The following is a 17683-nucleotide window of genomic DNA, read 5'->3' as shown; positions in this document are numbered from 1 at the left end:
GTGCGGGCCGATCCAAATATCTTCATCGTCACTTCCTCAATTGGGGGGATAGGGCCGGTCGCCACCCGCGCGGCGGCGACCGATCTATTTGTCAGTGTTGAAGTTTGAATTCGCCGACCATGCCGGCTTCGTAGTGACCGGGAACGTTGCAACCGAATTCGAGCGCGATCTCGCCGCCCGCGGGAAAGGTCCAGATCACTTCGCCGGTTTTGCCCGGCTCCAGCAGCGCGCTGTTCGGATCGTTGTGCATGCCGTGTCCCATCGACTCCTGCATCGCGGCGGCGGCCTTGACGTCGATGCGGTCGGGCAACAGCACGTTGTGCTCGACCATCATCGCCATCTCGCCCTGGTGTTTGACGTGCATCTCCGGCGTGCCGATGTTGAACTCGTGGACGAATTCGCCGGCGTTGACGATGCGGAATCGGATGGTTTCGCCGGGCGCCACGCGAATGGTTTCGGGTTCGAAAAAGTTGTCGCGCATCACCACGTCGATCGTGCGGGTCGCCCGCGACGCGTCGCCGGGAGCTCCGGCACGCGCGTTTTCGCCGTGGTGTCCGCCCTTGTGCTCGCCGGCGGCAAGGACGGGGGCGGTCAAAGATAGAGACCCGATAGAGAGAAGGCCGGCGGTCAACGCGATGCGACCGAGTCGAACGGATAGGAACGTCATTGAAGCACTCCTAAGAGTTTGAAGAGAGGGAATCGGGGGAGCGGCCTGACGGGCGCGCCACCGCGACGCGGCGGCGATCGGGCGGGCTACGCCAGCGTTGTGCGCCTGCCGGATTCGGCGGACGCACGGATACACGGCGCCAAGCAGCGCATGGATACGCGGCGCCGAGCGGCGCAGGCCGTTAGAGAAGGATGTGTTTTGGCGGTCGCCGGGGCGGTTCGGTGGCCACGGCGGTGGCGTCGATCGCCACAAAGTCGAACGCATCGGCCCGCAGCGCGATCGTCGTGTTGGCGGCGGCTTTGTCCAGCATCGCCATACAGGCAAACGAACAATGCCCGCCGTTCATGCCGCCCTTTTTTCCATGCTGCCCGTGCCCACCGCGATGGGTGCTGTCGTTCGAGACATTGTCCGACTCGAACTCAACTGTCGTCGCAGCGGCCATGTCGGACGCCTGGACGCCATGCGCGTTCGCACCAACGGTTCCCCACGAGAGGGCGGTGACAAAGACGATCAGGAGCGCACAGATATTGAGTTTCAAAAGCGCAGGCCTCGGTTCGGGCAAGGTTTGCAGTCGCGGCGCATGGTGGACCAGTATGATCGCGTCATGCAAGGGGTTAGCGGTGTCACGTTGTCGTTGGCAATGCGCCGCGCGGGTCGTGCTTTCCGGTAGAAGCTCATCACGCCGGTTCGGCGATCACCGTGGCGGCGACGGTATCGGGCGGGAGGGCCGCCGGGGCGGCGCCCGGTTGCAGGCGCAGATAGTGAAACCGGGGCACGCCGCGAACCGGGCGAACCAGGCGCCAGCGTTCGGCCTCGGGCGCATCGGCAACTGGTGCGTCCGCCATCGTCATCACCAGGTTGCGGTGCCGGGCGAGGCCGGCACCGGCGTCGTTCTCAAACAGGTAGACGTGGGCGTTGACCGATAGGTCGGCGGCGTCGGGCCCCTGTCCCCACAGCCGGCGCCACTCGGCGGTGAAATCCTTGACGTCCTGGCGTTGCCACACGTCGGCCGCGGCGGCGACGCTGTCCAGCCCCATCGTGTCGAAATGGGTGAACGGCACTGGCGACCCCGAACCGGTAATCTTCCAGTTGGTATAGCGCGCGATCCCGGGGACGCCGTTGAAGAACGGGTTGTCCACCGCGTTCAACCACGTCTCGTAGGCGGCGGTGTCGATCCCGGCGCGCGGGGTGTAGCTTAGCAAGATCATGGCGGTGAAGTCGGGCGTCGTCGGCATACCGTCGGTTCCAATGTGAGAGGAGGGGGGCGTCATGGATGCCATTAAATGGTCAAGGTTCGCTTTATACAACGTTGCGGATTCGGATTTGGATACAGCGCCCGACAAGACCTTCCCGTTCATCGACGGGTCGCGCTACCGCGCGGTCAATACCGGGATCAGCGAACCTGCCGCCCAGGTCAACTTCGAGGACTTCTTTCCCGGCCCCGATATCGTCTGGACGTTGAGCCACGACGAAGTGCACTACGTCACCAAAGGGCGGGCCGAGATCACCTATCACCTGCCGCCCTTGATGAAGGAGACCGGCACCGTGATCGCCGAAACCGGATCGGTCTATCTGCTGCCGCGCGGCTGCCGCGTTGTGTGGCGGGTGCTAGGCGACGAGCCTTTCCGCCACCTATGCATTTGCGTGCCGAACCCGGGCTATCCGAGTGCTCCGGCGCCAAGCGTCGCCGGCGGTTAGGCAAAAAAAGGGCGCCCCGCGGGGCGCCCCATCCAAGTCGCAACGAGAAGCGGTCTTACGCCGCTTCGATCTTGTCCCACGTGCCGGCGCCGAAGACCTCGTCGGCAAGCTGCTTGTTGAGCGGCGCCATCTTGGCCTGCGCCGCAGACGCGTCGAGGGTCAGCACGGTGCCCTTGCCGTTGAGCTCTTCCCACTTGTCGTAGCTCGGCCCAAGTTCCTCGTTGACCCGCTTGGCGTAGAGTTCCGGCTCCAGCTCGTCGAACGTGCCCTGGACGATGTCCTGGTTCTTCTTGCTGAGTTGGCTCCAGATCCGCGAACTAATGAAGAACTTGTCGAGGCCCAAGCCGAAGTCGTTGCGGACGATGTACTTGGTCACTTCGTAGAACTTCTGCGGGATGTTGAGCGCGGCCAACGTCGCCGCACCGTCGACGATGCCCTGTTGTAGCGCGCCGTAGAGTTCGTTGAAGGCGATGACGGTCGGTTCGGCGCCGAGGTGATTCAGGCCCTTGACCTGGCCTTCGATCGACGAGGCGCGGATCTTTTTGCCCTTGAGATCGTCGAATCCGTCGATCTTTTCGCGCAGGTAAAGGTTCCACGGCCCGGCCCGGCCGACGCCGAGGAAGTGCACGCTGTACCGGTCAAGCAAGACCTTCGTGGTTTGCGGGCGCAGGAAGCCGTTGGCGACGCGGAAGGCGTGTTCGCTGTCGCGGAAGAAATAGGGCGCGTAGAAAATGTCGAACTCGCGGGTGCCGGTATAGGCGGTGCCCGATCCATCGACGGTCCCGATCGAGGCGCCTTCGATCAGTTCCTTCTCGCCGACGCCGAGATTGCCGGCGAAAACCTCGAACTCGACTTCGCCGTTGGTGCGCTCGGCTACGGCCTTGAACAGGTCGGTCGCGGCGCGCGCCGAGATCGACGATGGCGCGGCCGCGGTGCCGTATTTGAATTTCGCGGCCTGCACGACGCTCGGAATGCCGGCGATCGTCCCAGCGGCAACAACGCCCGCCGCGCCTTTCATGGCGGTACGGCGGCTAATCATGAAGTCAGTCATCTATAAGTCCTCCCGGGGTGATTGGCCGGTGATTCGGCCTTGTGACGATTATTTTACAGGAATTACCAGATCTGCAAGGAAGAGAGTGAGTTCGGGGACGTAGGTAATCAGCATCAAGACGCCGAGCAACGTGAAGAAATACGGCACGGCATAGCGGAATATCTCGATCACGCCGACCTTCGAGATCGCCGACAGAACAAACAAATTTAGCCCGATCGGCGGGGTGATCATCCCGATCATCAAGTTCAAGACCATCACGACCCCGAGGTGCACGTCGCTCACCCCCATCCCGGTAAATAGCGGGAACAGAATGGGTGCGAGGATTAGCATGATCGGGAGAATTTCCATGAACATGCCGAGGAACAGCATCAGGATGTTCGCCATCAGCAGCAGGACATAGATGTTGTCCGACACGCTCAGCATCGCGGTCGTCAGGATTTCGCCCAGCTTTTCGCGAACCGCGAGGAAGGCGAAGATTTGCGACGTTGCGACCGTCAGCATGATGACCGACGAGGAAATCGCCGCCATTCCGGCGGTCTCCAGAATGTCCCGCCACGAAAGGTTGCGGTACACGAAGACACCCAGGATCAGTGTGTAGAACACCGCGATAGCGGCCGCTTCCGTCGGTGTCGCAATCCCGCCCACGATGCTGCCGACGACAAAGATCGGGGCCAATAACGGTAGGAACCCTCGGGCAAAGGCGTTGCCTTGCTGGACGAAAGTTGCCTTCACCTCGACCGGGTAGTTGTTCTTTTTGCTGATCCAATAGGTCAGGGCGAACATCGCCACAAACATGATGAAGCCGGGCACGACACCGCCCATGAACAACCGGCCGACCGAGACTTCGACGATCGCGCCAAGCAACACGAACGAGATCGACGGCGGAATGATCGGCCCGACCGTGGCGGCCGAGGAAATCACCGCACTGGAGAAGGCCGGCGGAAAGCCGCGTTTCTTCATTTCCGGCACCAGGACGGTGCCGGTGGCGGCGGCGTCGGCAAGGGCCGACCCGGAAATCCCCGACATGATGAAGTTCGCAACCACGCCGACATTGGCGAGGCCGCCGCGGATGTGGCCGACCAGCGCTCCGGCAAAATCAATGATGCGGTGGGTCACGCCGGACCGGTTCATCAACTCGCCCATGAAGATGAACAACGGGATCGCGACGAGGATAAAGCTATCGAGACCCGCCACCATCATTTGCGAGAACAGGATCATCGGCGTGCCGAACGGTTCGAACTGCGCCAGCACCAAATAGCCGAACGCGGCGAAACCGATCGCCCAACCGATCTCCATCCCGATTAGGGAGAAGATGAACAACAACGCGAGCATGCTGACCAGAAGCATCAGTCGCCTCCCGCTTCGTTGAGGCCCGAGGATTCGCCGTCGTAGTTGCCGGTCTTATAGTCCTCGTAGCTTTTGATCATTTGCCGCACCTGGTACATCAGCATCAAGGCCGCGCCGATCGGCAGCGGGAACCAGCTCACCGCGTTGGACCAGCCGGTCGACAGCATCGTCCCGGCCAAATTGAGCCGGATCAGCGGCCACACGTTCCACAGCAGCGTGATCAGCATCGCCAGCACGCATAGGTGCATGAACATGTCGAGGTAGAGCCGCGGCTTCGGCGCCATTTTTTCGACGAAGAAGGTGACGCGGATGTTCTGGCCGCGCCGCGTCGCCACCGCGATGCCAAGATAGGTCATCCACAAAAAGAACACGCGCGGCGCATCCTCGGCCCACAGCGGCGCGGAATGAAAGATGTACCGGGAAATCACCGTGTACATCACCGCGGTCGCGATGGTGATCAAGAGTAACGCCGAGGTGTAGTAAAGAGCGCGGTCGAGCAAAAAATCTGCGCGCGCCAACAAGCCGTCGGATGCCGGGTTCTCGTCCATGCCTCTCCCTGTCCCTGTGGCTGTCTTTGCAGCTCTTCGTTGGACCAACCTTTACACACACCGAGCGGCCCCCGCAACGAAACCGTCGGCCCTACCCGGCTGTGCCGCGAGGGCCTATAATGTCCGGTATTCCAAACTAACGACCGTGAGGATGCAAATCATGATGGAGCGGCAAGGCAAACACGCGATGTTGCCCGATAACACCCACGACGAATCGGCCCGCCAGATGTTCGTTTCGGGGCTCAAGCTGCATCTTGCGAACGCGGTCTCGGTCAACCTGCGCAAGGTTTACGACGCGCGGGTCAAGCCGGCGATCCGCCGCGACCTCGGTCACGACCCCGCCAACCGGCACGATGTCCGCCGCGCCATGTCGCGCGACACGGTCTACCAGGCCTGGAGCGCGCTGCAACGCACCAGCCAGGAAATGAAGCAGGACACCCAAAGCGAAATCGCGGTGCGCCAGATCGACACCTTGGCCGAGAAAGCCAAGCGCGCCCACACATCGGCGCGCAAAGGAACCCTGCGCACCAACCCGAAGATCGCGATCCCGCGCTATATGTCCGAGATCAACATCCATTGCATCCCAGGCGGCTACCACAACGAGCTGATCGAGGACGACGTCCTTCCCGGCGCGGTCTACGACCCCGGCGTGTTCCTCTATTCGATGGGCCGCATGGGCGCCTACAACGAGGACATGGGGGCAACGTTGCTGTCGTATTTGCGCCAGACCCGTCCCGGGCTAGCACCCAAACGCATTCTCGACATGGGCTGTTCGGTCGGACACAGCACCATTCCCTATGTCGAGGCCTTCCCGAAGGCCGAAGTCCACGCCCTCGATCTTGCTGGCCCGTTTGTGCGCTACGGCCACGCCCGCGCCGAATCGATGGGTAAGGTCGTCCATTTCTCGCAACAGAATGCCGAGGCGACCGACTATCCTGACGGCCATTTCGATCTTGTGGTCTCCCACATCCTGATGCACGAAACTTCGCACAAGGCGCTCGCCAATATCTTTCGCGAGTGTCACCGGCTGCTCAAGCCGGGCGGGGTGATGGCCCACGTCGAAACCCCGACCTTCGAGGGGATGGACCCGTACGATCAGTTCATCCTCGATTGGGATACCTACAACAACAACGAACCGTTTTGGGGGCCGTTGAAAGACCTCGACCTCGCCGGTCTTGCCGCCACCTGCGGATTTGCGCGCAACAAGTGCTTCTCCAAGGTGCAACCCAGCGCCGTCGGCGAGGCCTATGCCAAGGGCCGCACCAGCAAATTCCAAGCGGGCGACTTCGGTGGCGCCGGCGCCTGGTTCGTGTTCGGCGCGGAGAAATAAGCCGTTCGCTGCGACGCCTGGCGCGTCCCGGATTTTCCGGTGCCGCTCCCCGGGCGGAAGCTTTCCTTGACGGAGGGCTCGGCGGCGGCGAGAGTCGGCAAAACGAAAAATGAACGGACAAATGGGGAGGTGCCGTCATGACCTCAGTATTGCTGAGATCGCTCGCCGCGTTTGGTTTCGTGCTTGGTATCGCCACGCCTGCCTACACTGCGGACCTTCTGGTCCTAACCGACGACGTCCCGGCCGGACTCGATTTTGACGGCCCGACCTCGTCGACCATTCAGTCCTATACCGGCATCGTCAACTTGCTCGACCCGTTGGTCTATTTCCAAAAGGGCGCGGTCAACGACGAGGGCGTGCAACTCCTCGATTTCCAGAAGTTCGAGGGCCGGCTCGCCGAGTCCTGGTCGTTCGACAAGAGTACCCTGACGTGGACCATGAATCTGCGCCGCGGCGTGAAGGGATGCGACGGGCAAACCTTCAACGCCGATGACGTCATCTACACCTACGCGCGCGCCAAATCGGTGTCGGGCGCGGCGCCGATCGGTTGGTTCCTCGCCAGCGTCTCGTCGGTCGACGGGTTCACGCCCGCGGTCTTCGGCGGCGGCGATGCCCAGACCCTCGGCGACGAGGTGAAGAAGGTCGACGATTACACGGTCACGATCCGCCAGTCGGCGCCCAACCAATTGTTCCTGCCGGTCCTGACGATTTTCGCCAGCAACATCTTCGACAAGGAGACGATGGAGGCGAACGCGACCGCCGAGGACAAGTGGAGCCACACCTACAACAACAACGTCGATGCGCCGGGCTTCGGTCCATGGTGCCTGGCCGAGTGGCGCAAGGGCGAAGAAATGCGGCTGCGCGCCAACCCCGATTACTACCGCGGCAAGGCGGCGTTCGACCGTGTGATCTTGCGCAAGGTGCCGCAGAGTTCAAACCGTGCCGTGATCTTGCGTTCGGGCCAAGCGCACATTGTCGAGCGGCTGACGCCCAAGGAATACGACAACCTGAAGCGCGCCAGCGGGGTCAAGGTGCTGGGCACCTTCGGCAACGAAAACCTGTTCCTGCATCTCAATTACAACGTCAAACCCTTCGACGACGTGCGGGTTCGCCGTGCCATCGCCCACGCCATCCCCTACGAGCGGGTGGTCCAAACCGGCTATTTCGGACAGGCGAAGAAATGGGTAGGCACGATCCCGTCGAGCTACCCCGGTTTCCACCAGCCGGCGATGCAATACGACTACAACCCCGAGAAAGCGAAGGCGCTGCTCGCCGAAGCGGGGTTCCCGGGCGGTAGCGGGCTCGCGCAATTCGCGGACTCCTTCAAGATCACCTACCAATCCGAGCGGGAAGCGGTGCTCGGGCCAGTGGCGACTGTGTTGCGCTCGGCATTCGAGGAAGTCGGTATTCCGGTCCTGCTCGATCCCATTCCGGCCACCCAGTACGGCGACCGCGAATTGGTGAAGAAGGACCTGCCGCTCGGCCTCACCGACCACGTCAAGCCGATCGGGGTCGACGCCGGTTACGGCGTCCAGCTTTCCTATGTGTCGTCGGCCAAGGGCGGCATTTTGAATTCGATGAACTACGTCAACGACACGGTCGATGCGAAATTCTTCGAAATGCTTGTCGAGGGCGATACCGGCAAACGCAACGCGTTGCTGGCCGAGATCCAAGACCAGCTCATGGCCGATGTCGCCGTTGCCCCGGTCGTCGAGTTCAAGACGAACTGGGCGATCAGCGACAAGATCAAGGGTGTGACGTGGCACCCGGACAACTCGATCCACTGGTACGACTACACACCGGTGAACTAGCCGCCAATGATCGGCCTGGGTGCCGTGTCGGTGCCTAGGCCGCAATTTTCTATAGGGAGAGACTCTTCATGAAACGACTACACGCTCTTTTCGGTTCGGCCGCGCTGGCCTTCAGCCTGTCGGCTGCGCCGGCGCTTGCCGCCGACTTGTTGGTTCTGGCGGAAGACGTGCCGGCCGGGCTCGACTACGACGGCGCCTCGATCGCCATCCCGGCGACGCAGACCGGCGTCGACAACCTGCTTGAACCGCTGATCTACTACAAAGAAAAAGGCATGAACGACGAGGGCGTGATCGTGCACGACTTCACGCAGTTCGAGGGCCGGCTCGCCGAATCCTGGTCGTTCGACGAGGCCACGCTGACCTGGACCTTCAACCTGCGCCGGAACGTCAAAGGCTGCAACGGCGCAACCTTCGACGCCGACGACGTCATGTACACTCTGGCCCGCGCCAAGAGCGTTTCGGGTGCCGCACCGATCGGCTGGTTCCTATCCAGCGTCGGCTCGATCGACAATTTCACGCCCGCGGTTTTCGGCGATTCGCCCGAAGCGAAAGCGGCTCAGAAATTGGGCGACGAGGTCCAGAAAGTCGACCAGTACACGGTAAAAATTCGCCAGTCCGCGCCGAACGCGCTGTTCCAGCACGTCCTGACGATTTTCGGCATGTACATCTACGATAAGGAAACCATGGAGGCGAACGCGACCGCCGACGATCCGTGGAGCCACAGGTATAACGACAACGTCAATGCCCCGGGCTTCGGCGCCTACTGCCTGAGCAATTGGGAGAAGGACAAGGAATTCGCGGTCGCCGCGAACCCGGACTATTACCGCGGCAAGCCCTATTTCGACCGGGTGATCCTGCGCAAGGTGCCGCAAAGCTCCAACCGCGTCGTGATCTTGCGCTCGGGCCAAGCCGGCTTGATCGAACGGGTTACGCCCAAGGAGTTCAACAGTCTGCGCGGTGTGCGCGGGGTGAAGGTCGCCGGCGTGCTGGGCAACGAGAACCTGTTCGTCCACATGAATTTCAAAACGCCGCCGTTCGATAACCCGAAGGTGCGTCAGGCCATCGCCCATGCCATCCCCTATGACGCTATCATTCGGGATGCCTATTTCGGCGGTGCGAAAAAGTGGGTCGGTCAGATCCCGACCTCCTATACCGACTACCACGAACCCTCGACGACCTATTCGGAAGACCTGGACAAAGCCAGGGCCTTGCTCGCCGAAGCCGGGTATCCGGACGGCAAGGGGCTGGAGAAATTCCCTGGTGCCTTCAACATGGCCTACGTCACCGAAAAGGAATCGTCGCTCGGCCCGGTGGCCAACTTGGTCAAGACCAATCTCGCCAAGATCGGGATCAACGTCTCGCTCGATCCGTTGCCGCAGACGACCTACGGCGACCGGCAGTTGGTCAAGAAGGACCTGCCGTTTGCGCTCAACGACCAGGAAAAGCCGATCGCGCCCGATGCGGCCTACGGTCTCTTCCTGTTTTTCGTGTCGGCGGAAAAGGGCGGTCTTAACACGATGGTCAATTACTCGAACCCGCGGGTCGACGAGTTGTATGCCGCCGCGTTGATCGAAGGCGACCCGGCCAAGCGGACGGCGCAACTGGCCGAGGCCCAGGAGATCCTGGCCAAGGACGTTGCGTGGCTGCCGGTTTTGGAGTGGAAGACCCAGTGGGCTTTCAACGACAAGATCAAGGGGATCAAGTGGCACGCGGATAACTCGATCCGCTGGTACGACTTGAGCATGTAGGAACGACTGGCGTCGGCGGACTCATTTCCGCCGGCGCCTTCCTACCATTTGTGCCCCGCATCGTCGGGGCCTAATTTTGTCACGGTGAACGAACCGAACAACGACCAGCAGGAGGCGGACATGGCGCGGAGACTCAAGGGCAAGAAAGCGTTGATCACCGGCGCGTCGAGCGGCATCGGTGCGGGCGTCGCGGTCGCATTCGCCCAGGAGGGTGCCGACGTCGTCATCAATTTCCCCACCAAGCAGCAAGAGGCCGCCGCCAAAAAGGTCGCGGCTGCAGTGCGCAAGGCGGGTGGAAAAGCCTACTTGGTCCAGGCCGACGTTTCCAAGGAAGGGCCGGTCCGCCGTTTGGTCCGAGAATCGGTCAAGCGTCTCGGTCAGATCGACATTCTTGTGAACAACGCCGGCATCGCCTCGGGTGCGCCGGTCGAAAAGATGCCGATCGCAATGTGGGACGAGATGATCGGCATCAACCTGCGCAGCGTCTTTCTCGTCACCCACTTCGTGCTGCCGCATATGTACAAGCAAGGCTCGGGCAAGATCGTCAACAATGCCTCGCAGCTCGCCTATCTCGGCTCGGCCGGTCTCAGCCACTATTGTGCGGCCAAGGCGGGGATCATAGCCTTCACCCGCTCGCTGTCGCGCGAGATTGGCGATCGCAACATCAACGCCAACTGCGTCGCACCTGGCGCGACCTATACGCCGATCCTCGATGCCGTCGAGGAAGACCACATCAAGGCGATCAAGTCGATGATCCCCAAGGGCGATCTCGCCCGTGTCGATCAGATCGTGCCAGCTTTCGTATACCTCGCTTCCGAGGAGGCGAGCCACATGGTCGGGCAGACGATCAGCCCCAACGGCGGCGACATGATGCTCTAGGGAGCTGCCCAATGGCCAAACGTCTCAAAGGCAAGGTCGCCCTGATCACCGGCTCGTCGAGCGGGATCGGTGCTGGCGTCGCCAAGGCCTACGCCCGCGAGGGTGCCGACATCGTGCTCAACTATCCGAACAAGGCCGGAGAGCGGGATATTTGGGAAATCCAAAAGGCGATCGAAAAGATCGGGCGTAAGGCCCTAGTGATCAAGGCTGACGTTGCCGAAGAGGCTGCGGTCAAACGCATGGTCCGCGAAGCGCTCAAAACCTTCGGCAAGATCGACATTCTGGTCAACAACGCCGGTCACGCCGACCGCGGCGGGCTGTTGCAGGACATGCCTGTAGCGATGTTCGACCGGATGATCGCGGTACACCTGCGCGGGACTTTTTTATGCACGAAGTACGTGCTGCCGCAAATGTACGAACGCAACTACGGCAAGATCATCAATGTCTCGACGCAGTTCGCCTTCGGGGGCACCCCGCTGTTTACCCACTATAACGCGGCCAAGGCGGGGGTAATCGCGATGACCCACACTCTGGCGCTTGAAGTCGGCGAGCACGACATCAACGTCAACTGCGTTGCGATGGGCGCGACCTGGACCCCTATGGTCGAACAGGTGCCGCCCGAGAAACCCAAGACCGTGCTCGCGAAGCAAACCAAGCACCGCTTCGGCGACGTCGACAAGGATATCGTCCCGGCGTTCGTCTTCCTCGCCTCCGACGAATCGCGTTTCTTCGTCGGCCAAACGCTCGGCCCCAACGGCGGCGACGTCTTCAGCTAACCCACGCTAAGGAGAACACCCATGGCTAAACCTATCGCACTCGTCACCGGCGCCGGGATCGGCATCGGCGCGGCGACGGCGGTCGCGCTCGGCAAAGAGGGCTACCGCGTCATCGTCACCGATATCTTGGAAAAAGAGGGTCGCGCCGTCGCACGTAAGATCAACCGTGGCGGCGACGCCGAGTTCCATTACATGGATGTCGCCGACACCCAATGCGTCAACGATGTCGTCGCGGCGGTCGAGAAAAAGTACCGCAGCGCGCTCGATGTGATCGTGAACAACGCGGGCATCGCCAAGCACATGCCACTGAAGTCGCTTAAGGACGAAGAGTGGGACATCACCCATGAAATCGACCTCAAGGGCATGATGCGCGTCGTGCGCGCGGCCGCACCGAAAATGCGCAAGGCTAAAAAGGGGAACGTCGTGTGTCTGTCGTCCATTGCCGGCCATGTCGTCGGCTGGGGCGACCACATCCCCTATTCCGCCGCCAAGGCAGGTATCGCCGGTCTGGTGCGCGCCCTAGCGATCGAACTCGCGCCCAACCAAATCCGGGTCAACGGCATCGCGCCGGGCTTGATCTGGACCGCCCAAGCGCTCGACCCGGTCCACTCGATGGGTCCCAAGGGCCTCAAGGCAGCGGCCCCGAGCGTGCCCCTCAAGCGCATCGGCACGGCCGAGGAAATCGCCGACGTGGTCACCTTCCTCGTGTCCGACAAGGCGCGCTACATCACCGGTCAGATCATTACCGTCGACGGCGGCTTCACGATCGCGATCTAGTCTAGCGCGGGCCGGCTAACCGGCCGCGAGTTTCTTGGCGTGTTCGGCCGCGAAACGGCGCAGCGCGTCGATGTCGAGATCGAGTTTGTTCCCGAGCCAGAGCGGATTGATATCGTGATCCGCGACCGCGTTGTCGGTGTTGGGATGGACCAGGACGCTGAGCCCGCGCCGGTTCAGCATCAGCCACGGCACGATTTGGGGGAATACCGCGACGCCGAAGGCCACCTGATACATCGCCTGGGGATGCGGGCCGACCGGCCCGTCGTGCCAGCGCCCGAGAATACAATCGAAGCGCGCGTCGATCCCTAGTCGTACCGCGCGGGCGTCGTCGCGGGTTTCGGGGCCGTAATAAATGTGGGCGTGGTAGCCGGTGATTTCGGTCGGATCGCGGTGGGTGAGCGGCATGGTGCCTCCTACAAACGTTTATCCCGGTCTTGGCTGCGCAGAACGCGCACGATCTCTACGTCCTCTCCGTCCAGGCGGTAGTAGATGGAGTGTACGCCGCAGACGCTTCTCCGGTAGCCCGGTCGAATATGATCGATCGCGGGGTAGAGGTAAGGGGCTGCTGCCAGGTCCTCAAATCGCCGTTCGATATCCTTCAGGTAACGTTCAGCGCGCTCCGCGCCAAACGTTTCGATTCCATAGAGAGCGATATCGCTCAGATCGCTGTCGGCCGCAACGGTCAGCCGATAGCGGGCCACGGCGTCTAACCGCGCTGAGACAGGTGCCGGTGGCGGGCTTCTTGCCAGATGTCTTCAACCGACCGGGTACTCGTGCCGCTGCGCTCTCCCGCGACGAGGGCGGTACGGATTGCGTCCAATTCCGTCTCGCGCGCCAGCCGTTCCCGAATCAGGTCGCGGACGACTTCGCTCTCGTTCCCGTACTGGCCGGACTTGATCTGCGTCTTGATCCAATCGTCCTGTTGGCTTGTAACGGAAATGCTTTTCTTCACCATGGGCATCGCGATGGACCCTCCAGGTAGAAACTATCCTACTCAGTAGTATATTATACTACAAACGCGCCACCGCGAGTCGAGGGCGAACCCATGCGCCTAGTCGAGGACGTTGCCGGCCGAAATGTTGGTGACGGTGCCGGTCATCGTCGCGGCATAGTCCGAACACAGGTGCAGGATCATTCCGGCGCATTCCTCGGCGGTCGAGTAACGGCCCAGCAGGGTCGCGGCCTTGGCACGGGCGTGTTGTTCGTCGGTTAGCCGGTCAAGCATCGGGGTATCGACCGGACCCGGCGCCACACAGTTGACGCGGATGCCGTCGGGCGCCCATTCCTTGGCTAGATACCTCGTCAGATTGATCACCCCGGCCTTGGCCATCGCGTAAGGAAGGCCCGAGACCGGCGATCCGCCGTGCAAACCGTTGGTCGAGGACAATAATACCGCGCACCCCATACTCGCCTTTAGCGCGCTATAGGTCTCGCGGCAAAGTAAGAACGCCGAGGTCAAATTGACGTCGAGTTGGCGGTGCCATTCGGCGAGGCTGGTGTCTTCGATCCGCCCGGCGCTTACCGCGCCGGCGCAATGGATAACGTGATCGATCCGGCCGTAGCGTTGCAGCGTGTTTGCCACCGCGCGGCGTGCGCTCCCCTCGTTGGCGAAGTCCCCTTCAAGGGCGAGCACATGCTCGGCGTCGCGGAAAACCTCCTCGACCCGGTGTTGGTCGCGCCCCGTCGCCACTACCGCGGCGCCGGCCTCGAGGAACAACCGCACGGCGGCGCCCCCGATGCCGCCGGTCGCGCCGGTAACCAGCGCGACCTTTCCGGTGCCGTCGTACCAGCGCAACGCTACTCGGCGGCTTGCTGTTGGCGGGCGCCGACCGTCGCATCGTAGATCGAGGTCAGCATCTGGTAGCGCATCCGCGCCGCGTTGCTGACCGTGGCGATCGCACGGTCCTGCAATTCGCGGGTGTAGGCGTAGCGGGCGCAAATTTCCAATCCGCCTTCTTCGTGGCCTTCGTCGGCTTCGACATGAACGTGGAAGAACTTCATTTGCTCGTCGGTGAAGCCCATCTTGCGCCCGGCCTCGATATAGAGCGGGTAGACCGTCGGGGTCTGGCCTTCGAGCGCAATCATGATCCCGGCAGCGGCGTCCGAGAGTTCTCGTACCGTCGCCAGTTCGAAGATCCACGAGCGCATCGCCATCGACGAGGGCAGCACGTCGCCGCGCAAGTAGGCACCCTTCACGTGGTCGCGGCTGTAGCCGCAGGCTTCGGCGAAGTCGAGCAGCAGGTCAGGGTGACGATCGGGGAATTCTTCGCCGTTGAGGTTTTCCAGCATCAACAGGCGCGCCTGCAAATCGGGCAGGCGGGTGAATAGGGCCGAGAACATCCGGGTGACGTCCTCGATGTAGTAATACATTTGCATCGCCCAGAATCCGAGGTCGTCCTTGGTCAGCTCGCCGGCTTTCCAGGCGTTGGAGAACGGGTGGCCGCTCGAATGCGCCGGGGTGCGCGCGGCTTGCAGCTTTTTGAAAAACTCTTCCTTGGGCATCAATTGCTCGGTCATGCTCGTCTCCTGCAGGGCGCTGAATGCGCCCGGGTAGATGGGGGCGCCGGACGCGCCGGTGAATGGCAGCCGATAAATTGACATACCTATGTCTTTCCTACCATTATCGAAAATTCAATAGACCTTAACTATTGGATAAGTCGTGGATCTCCGTCAGCTCCGCCAGTTCCTCGCCGCCGTCGAGCACCGCAACCTCGGGCGCGCGGCAGCCTCCCTCCACATCACCACCCCGGCATTGTCCAAAAGCTTGGCCAACCTCGAAACCGAACTCGGCGTCCGCCTTGTCGATCGCGGTCCGCGCGGCGTTACCCCGACGGTGTTCGGCGCCTCCCTTACGCGCCACGCCAAGACGATGGCCGCCGAGGAACGCCACGCCCGCGCCGACATCGCCCGTCTTCAAGGGGCCGAGCAGGGCCGTATCGCGGTGGGCGGCACGGCGAGCGCCGGCGGTGCGCTGCTGGTCCGCGCGCTGGCGGCGCTCAGCCAGGCCCGGCCGGGCGTGCGCATCGACGTTGTCGGCGGCCGTCACGGCGCGTTGATCGAATCCCTGCGCGACGGCGCCCTCGATCTCGTCGTGACCGGTTTCGGCACCGACGCGCCGGACCCCAACCTCAAAACCCACGTGTTGGCCGACGATACCTATGCGACGGTCGTCCGCGCCGCCCACCCGTTGGCGCGCCGCCGGCGCATCGCCCCGGCGGATGTCGTGGCCTATCCCTGGGTGGTCGCGTCCAATATCGCCGAGGTGATACCGGGCTGGGCCAGGGTCTTCACCGACGAAGGGTTGGACCCGCCACAGCCGGCGATCGCGTCCGATTCCTATCTCTTCATCAAATCGGTGCTGGGCGAAGGCGACTTCGTCGCGGTGTTGCCGCGCGACATCATCGGCGCGGCGGATGCAGGGGTACTCGCGGTCCTCAAGATCGAGGGCATCGCCTGGTCGCGCCGGGTCCGTGCGGTCACCCGCGCGCGGGGCACCCAACCGCCTGCGGTCGACGTCCTGCTGGAGACCCTGTCGCGCCTTGCGGCCTGACTACAGGCCTACGACCTGACGCAAGAACAAACCGCGAAAGACGAACCCGGTGATTAGGGCCGGCGCCGCTGCCCCTGCGACCACCAGTACGGCCCCGGAGATCTCCGCGGCGATCCGACCGGTCGTGCGCGTCCGCGCCTGGGCCAATCGCCACCAGCCCGCCACCATCGCCGCTCCACCCGCAAGCGGGATCAACAGCCACAGTGTTTCGGCGTCCATGTGGTCGACGATCTGGGCAACCACGACCGCATTGATGAGAACGAGGCCGCTGGCCAGGAACGCCGCCCCCGGAATCCATAGCCACACCAAATGCCATGCCGCAGGCAGGCGTATCGTCCGTCCCGCCGCGACCCGGTCGAGCCAGACGCCAATCGCGATCCCGGCCGCGATCCCGATGACGTCGAGCCACACCCGCGCGCTGTCCTCCAATCCCAGGATGACGATCCCGGCTAGGCTCAACAGGCCTGCGCCGAGTCCGGCGGCCAGCGCCCGGTGCCGCCCGCGCGGCAGCGCCAGCGCATTCACCGTCGCCCACACCGTCAACCCGATCTGACCGACGACCCAATAGGGAAACAGCTCGGCCCAAATCCCGTCTGCGAACGCGTCGGCCCCAAGATTCCGCGAATAGGGCGCCGCCGCCACCCAAAACGCGAGGAACCCCGCGGTGTAATAGACGATGCCGACCAACGCGGCGGCGAGGTGATTGCGCATCGGACAGACCGCCGCGCCGCTACTTCCCCTCCGTCGCCTTTGCCGCTTGCAGCATGGCGTGCACCATTTCCGGTTTGGGCACCAACGGGGCCGGGAAGGCGGCTTTGCTGTGGGTCAGGTTCAAACCGATCATGGTCTCGACCAACTTGTAGGTCAGCGGCCCCGGATTGATCACCGGGATGGGGAGTTCCTTGGCCAAGTATTCGGCGGCTTGGTGCATCGTGGTCGAGCCGAGGCAAATGACTTCGGCACCCTTGTCCATCATCCGCTCGCAGGCGGCCTTCATTTTGGGGAAGACCTTGTCTTCCTTGCCGCCCAGCAGGTTGGCGAAGTCGGGCGGTTCGTCGAAATGATCGACCGCGGCGCATTGCGCCCCCAGCCCGTATTCGGCGGTGGCCTTGCGGTAGCGCACCAGCGCCTTGTCCCACTGCGCCAGAATGCCGAAGCGGTTGCCCAGCATCAGCGCGAACAGCATCGAGGTGCGTCCCGGTGACACCACAGGGATATCCAGCATCGCGCGCAACGGCGCCATGCCCGAATCGCTCATGGTATCGATCACCACCGCGTCGTAGCCGTCGGCCTGGGCGCTCATCCCGGCCTCCCAGATCGCCATTTCCATCAACGCCCAATCGGGTGCGCTCATGAAGCTCGTCGGCCCGGCGGTGACCGGTTTGAAGTCGAACTCGATATCGGGGCCGAGCTTGACCGCCTTGGTCTGCTGCTTGCGATTGGCGACCCCGGCGGCGTCGAGCGCGAAGGGGACGATGACGAGCGCTTTTTTCATGGGATT

At 62.6% G+C, this 17683-nt stretch carries 21 protein-coding genes; 8 read left to right on the top strand and 13 right to left on the bottom strand.

Features of this window, described 5'->3' with window-relative positions:
• Positions 1–91: 91 nt before the first annotated feature.
• From RID42_01305 to RID42_01295, 3 genes are all read right to left on the bottom strand, one after another.
• Positions 92–667, bottom strand: a complete 576-nt coding sequence (locus RID42_01305; GenBank protein ID MEQ8246295.1) for a plastocyanin/azurin family copper-binding protein — start codon at positions 665–667, stop codon at positions 92–94.
• A gap of 181 nt (positions 668–848) precedes the next feature.
• The gene (locus RID42_01300) at positions 849–1277 is read right to left on the bottom strand and encodes a hypothetical protein (protein ID MEQ8246294.1); all 429 of its coding nucleotides are present in this window, start codon (positions 1275–1277) and stop codon (positions 849–851) included.
• 67 nt (positions 1278–1344) lie between these two features.
• Positions 1345–1902, bottom strand: coding sequence for a hypothetical protein (locus RID42_01295; protein ID MEQ8246293.1), 558 nt, complete (start codon positions 1900–1902; stop codon positions 1345–1347).
• 88 nt (positions 1903–1990) lie between these two features.
• Between RID42_01295 and RID42_01290 the strand changes: the two genes are divergently transcribed.
• Positions 1991–2365, top strand: a complete 375-nt coding sequence (locus RID42_01290; GenBank protein ID MEQ8246292.1) for a hypothetical protein — start codon at positions 1991–1993, stop codon at positions 2363–2365.
• 55 nt (positions 2366–2420) lie between these two features.
• Here the strand turns inward: RID42_01290 and RID42_01285 are convergent, their stop codons facing one another.
• The 3 genes from RID42_01285 to RID42_01275 are packed head-to-tail and all read right to left on the bottom strand — an operon-like array spanning position 2421 to position 5311.
• Positions 2421–3416 (bottom strand): TRAP transporter substrate-binding protein, encoded by a 996-nt coding sequence (locus RID42_01285; protein ID MEQ8246291.1) that lies wholly within the window; start codon positions 3414–3416, stop codon positions 2421–2423.
• A 48-nt stretch (positions 3417–3464) separates the two neighbouring features.
• Positions 3465–4763, bottom strand: a complete 1299-nt coding sequence (locus tag RID42_01280; protein MEQ8246290.1) for a TRAP transporter large permease — start codon at positions 4761–4763, stop codon at positions 3465–3467.
• Positions 4763–5311, bottom strand: coding sequence for a TRAP transporter small permease (locus tag RID42_01275; protein MEQ8246289.1), 549 nt, complete (start codon positions 5309–5311; stop codon positions 4763–4765). Before RID42_01275 ends, RID42_01280 begins: the two co-directional genes overlap by 1 nt.
• A gap of 160 nt (positions 5312–5471) precedes the next feature.
• Between RID42_01275 and RID42_01270 the strand changes: the two genes are divergently transcribed.
• The 6 genes from RID42_01270 (at position 5472) to RID42_01245 (ending at position 12632) form a co-directional block, all read left to right on the top strand.
• Positions 5472–6641: a class I SAM-dependent methyltransferase gene (locus RID42_01270; protein MEQ8246288.1), complete on the top strand. Its 1170-nt coding sequence runs from the start codon at positions 5472–5474 to the stop codon at positions 6639–6641.
• A gap of 137 nt (positions 6642–6778) precedes the next feature.
• The gene (locus RID42_01265; protein MEQ8246287.1) at positions 6779–8452 is read left to right on the top strand and encodes an ABC transporter substrate-binding protein; all 1674 of its coding nucleotides are present in this window, start codon (positions 6779–6781) and stop codon (positions 8450–8452) included.
• A gap of 68 nt (positions 8453–8520) precedes the next feature.
• Positions 8521–10200 carry an ABC transporter substrate-binding protein gene (locus RID42_01260; protein ID MEQ8246286.1) on the top strand — a complete coding sequence of 560 codons (1680 nt, stop codon included), beginning with the start codon at positions 8521–8523 and terminating at the stop codon, positions 10198–10200.
• 120 nt (positions 10201–10320) lie between these two features.
• A complete protein-coding gene (locus tag RID42_01255) occupies positions 10321–11079 on the top strand; it encodes an SDR family NAD(P)-dependent oxidoreductase (GenBank protein ID MEQ8246285.1) in 759 nt (252 codons plus the stop codon).
• Positions 11080–11090: 11 nt separating this feature from the next.
• A complete protein-coding gene (locus tag RID42_01250; GenBank protein ID MEQ8246284.1) occupies positions 11091–11855 on the top strand; it encodes an SDR family oxidoreductase in 765 nt (254 codons plus the stop codon).
• 21 nt (positions 11856–11876) lie between these two features.
• A complete protein-coding gene (locus tag RID42_01245; protein ID MEQ8246283.1) occupies positions 11877–12632 on the top strand; it encodes an SDR family NAD(P)-dependent oxidoreductase in 756 nt (251 codons plus the stop codon).
• 15 nt (positions 12633–12647) lie between these two features.
• Here the strand turns inward: RID42_01245 and RID42_01240 are convergent, their stop codons facing one another.
• The 5 genes from RID42_01240 to RID42_01220 all read right to left on the bottom strand — a co-directional run bounded on the left by RID42_01240 (position 12648) and on the right by RID42_01220 (position 15149).
• Positions 12648–13037 carry a DOPA 4,5-dioxygenase family protein gene (locus RID42_01240; protein ID MEQ8246282.1) on the bottom strand — a complete coding sequence of 130 codons (390 nt, stop codon included), beginning with the start codon at positions 13035–13037 and terminating at the stop codon, positions 12648–12650.
• A gap of 8 nt (positions 13038–13045) precedes the next feature.
• On the bottom strand, positions 13046–13333 hold the full coding sequence (locus tag RID42_01235; GenBank protein ID MEQ8246281.1) for a type II toxin-antitoxin system RelE/ParE family toxin: 288 nt from the start codon (positions 13331–13333) through the stop codon (positions 13046–13048).
• 5 nt (positions 13334–13338) lie between these two features.
• Positions 13339–13587, bottom strand: coding sequence for a type II toxin-antitoxin system ParD family antitoxin (locus RID42_01230; GenBank protein MEQ8246280.1), 249 nt, complete (start codon positions 13585–13587; stop codon positions 13339–13341).
• Between the two features lie 96 nt (positions 13588–13683).
• Positions 13684–14427, bottom strand: a complete 744-nt coding sequence (locus RID42_01225; protein MEQ8246279.1) for an SDR family oxidoreductase — start codon at positions 14425–14427, stop codon at positions 13684–13686.
• Between the two features lie 2 nt (positions 14428–14429).
• Positions 14430–15149: an iron-containing redox enzyme family protein gene (locus RID42_01220; protein MEQ8246278.1), complete on the bottom strand. Its 720-nt coding sequence runs from the start codon at positions 15147–15149 to the stop codon at positions 14430–14432.
• A gap of 142 nt (positions 15150–15291) precedes the next feature.
• On the opposite strand from RID42_01220, the gene RID42_01215 reads away from it, so the two are divergent.
• Positions 15292–16182: a LysR family transcriptional regulator gene (locus RID42_01215; GenBank protein ID MEQ8246277.1), complete on the top strand. Its 891-nt coding sequence runs from the start codon at positions 15292–15294 to the stop codon at positions 16180–16182.
• Here RID42_01215 and RID42_01210 read toward each other — a convergent pair whose 3' ends face one another.
• Positions 16183–16893 carry a hypothetical protein gene (locus RID42_01210; GenBank protein MEQ8246276.1) on the bottom strand — a complete coding sequence of 237 codons (711 nt, stop codon included), beginning with the start codon at positions 16891–16893 and terminating at the stop codon, positions 16183–16185.
• A gap of 19 nt (positions 16894–16912) precedes the next feature.
• Positions 16913–17677 carry an aspartate/glutamate racemase family protein gene (locus RID42_01205; protein ID MEQ8246275.1) on the bottom strand — a complete coding sequence of 255 codons (765 nt, stop codon included), beginning with the start codon at positions 17675–17677 and terminating at the stop codon, positions 16913–16915.
• Positions 17678–17683 lie beyond the last annotated feature (6 nt).

The sequence above is a fragment of the Alphaproteobacteria bacterium genome, from assembly GCA_040216735.1.
In the GTDB taxonomy this organism is placed as follows: Bacteria; Pseudomonadota; Alphaproteobacteria; order SHVP01; family SHVP01; genus CALJDF01.
This window is presented reverse-complemented; position numbering and strand designations above follow the sequence as displayed.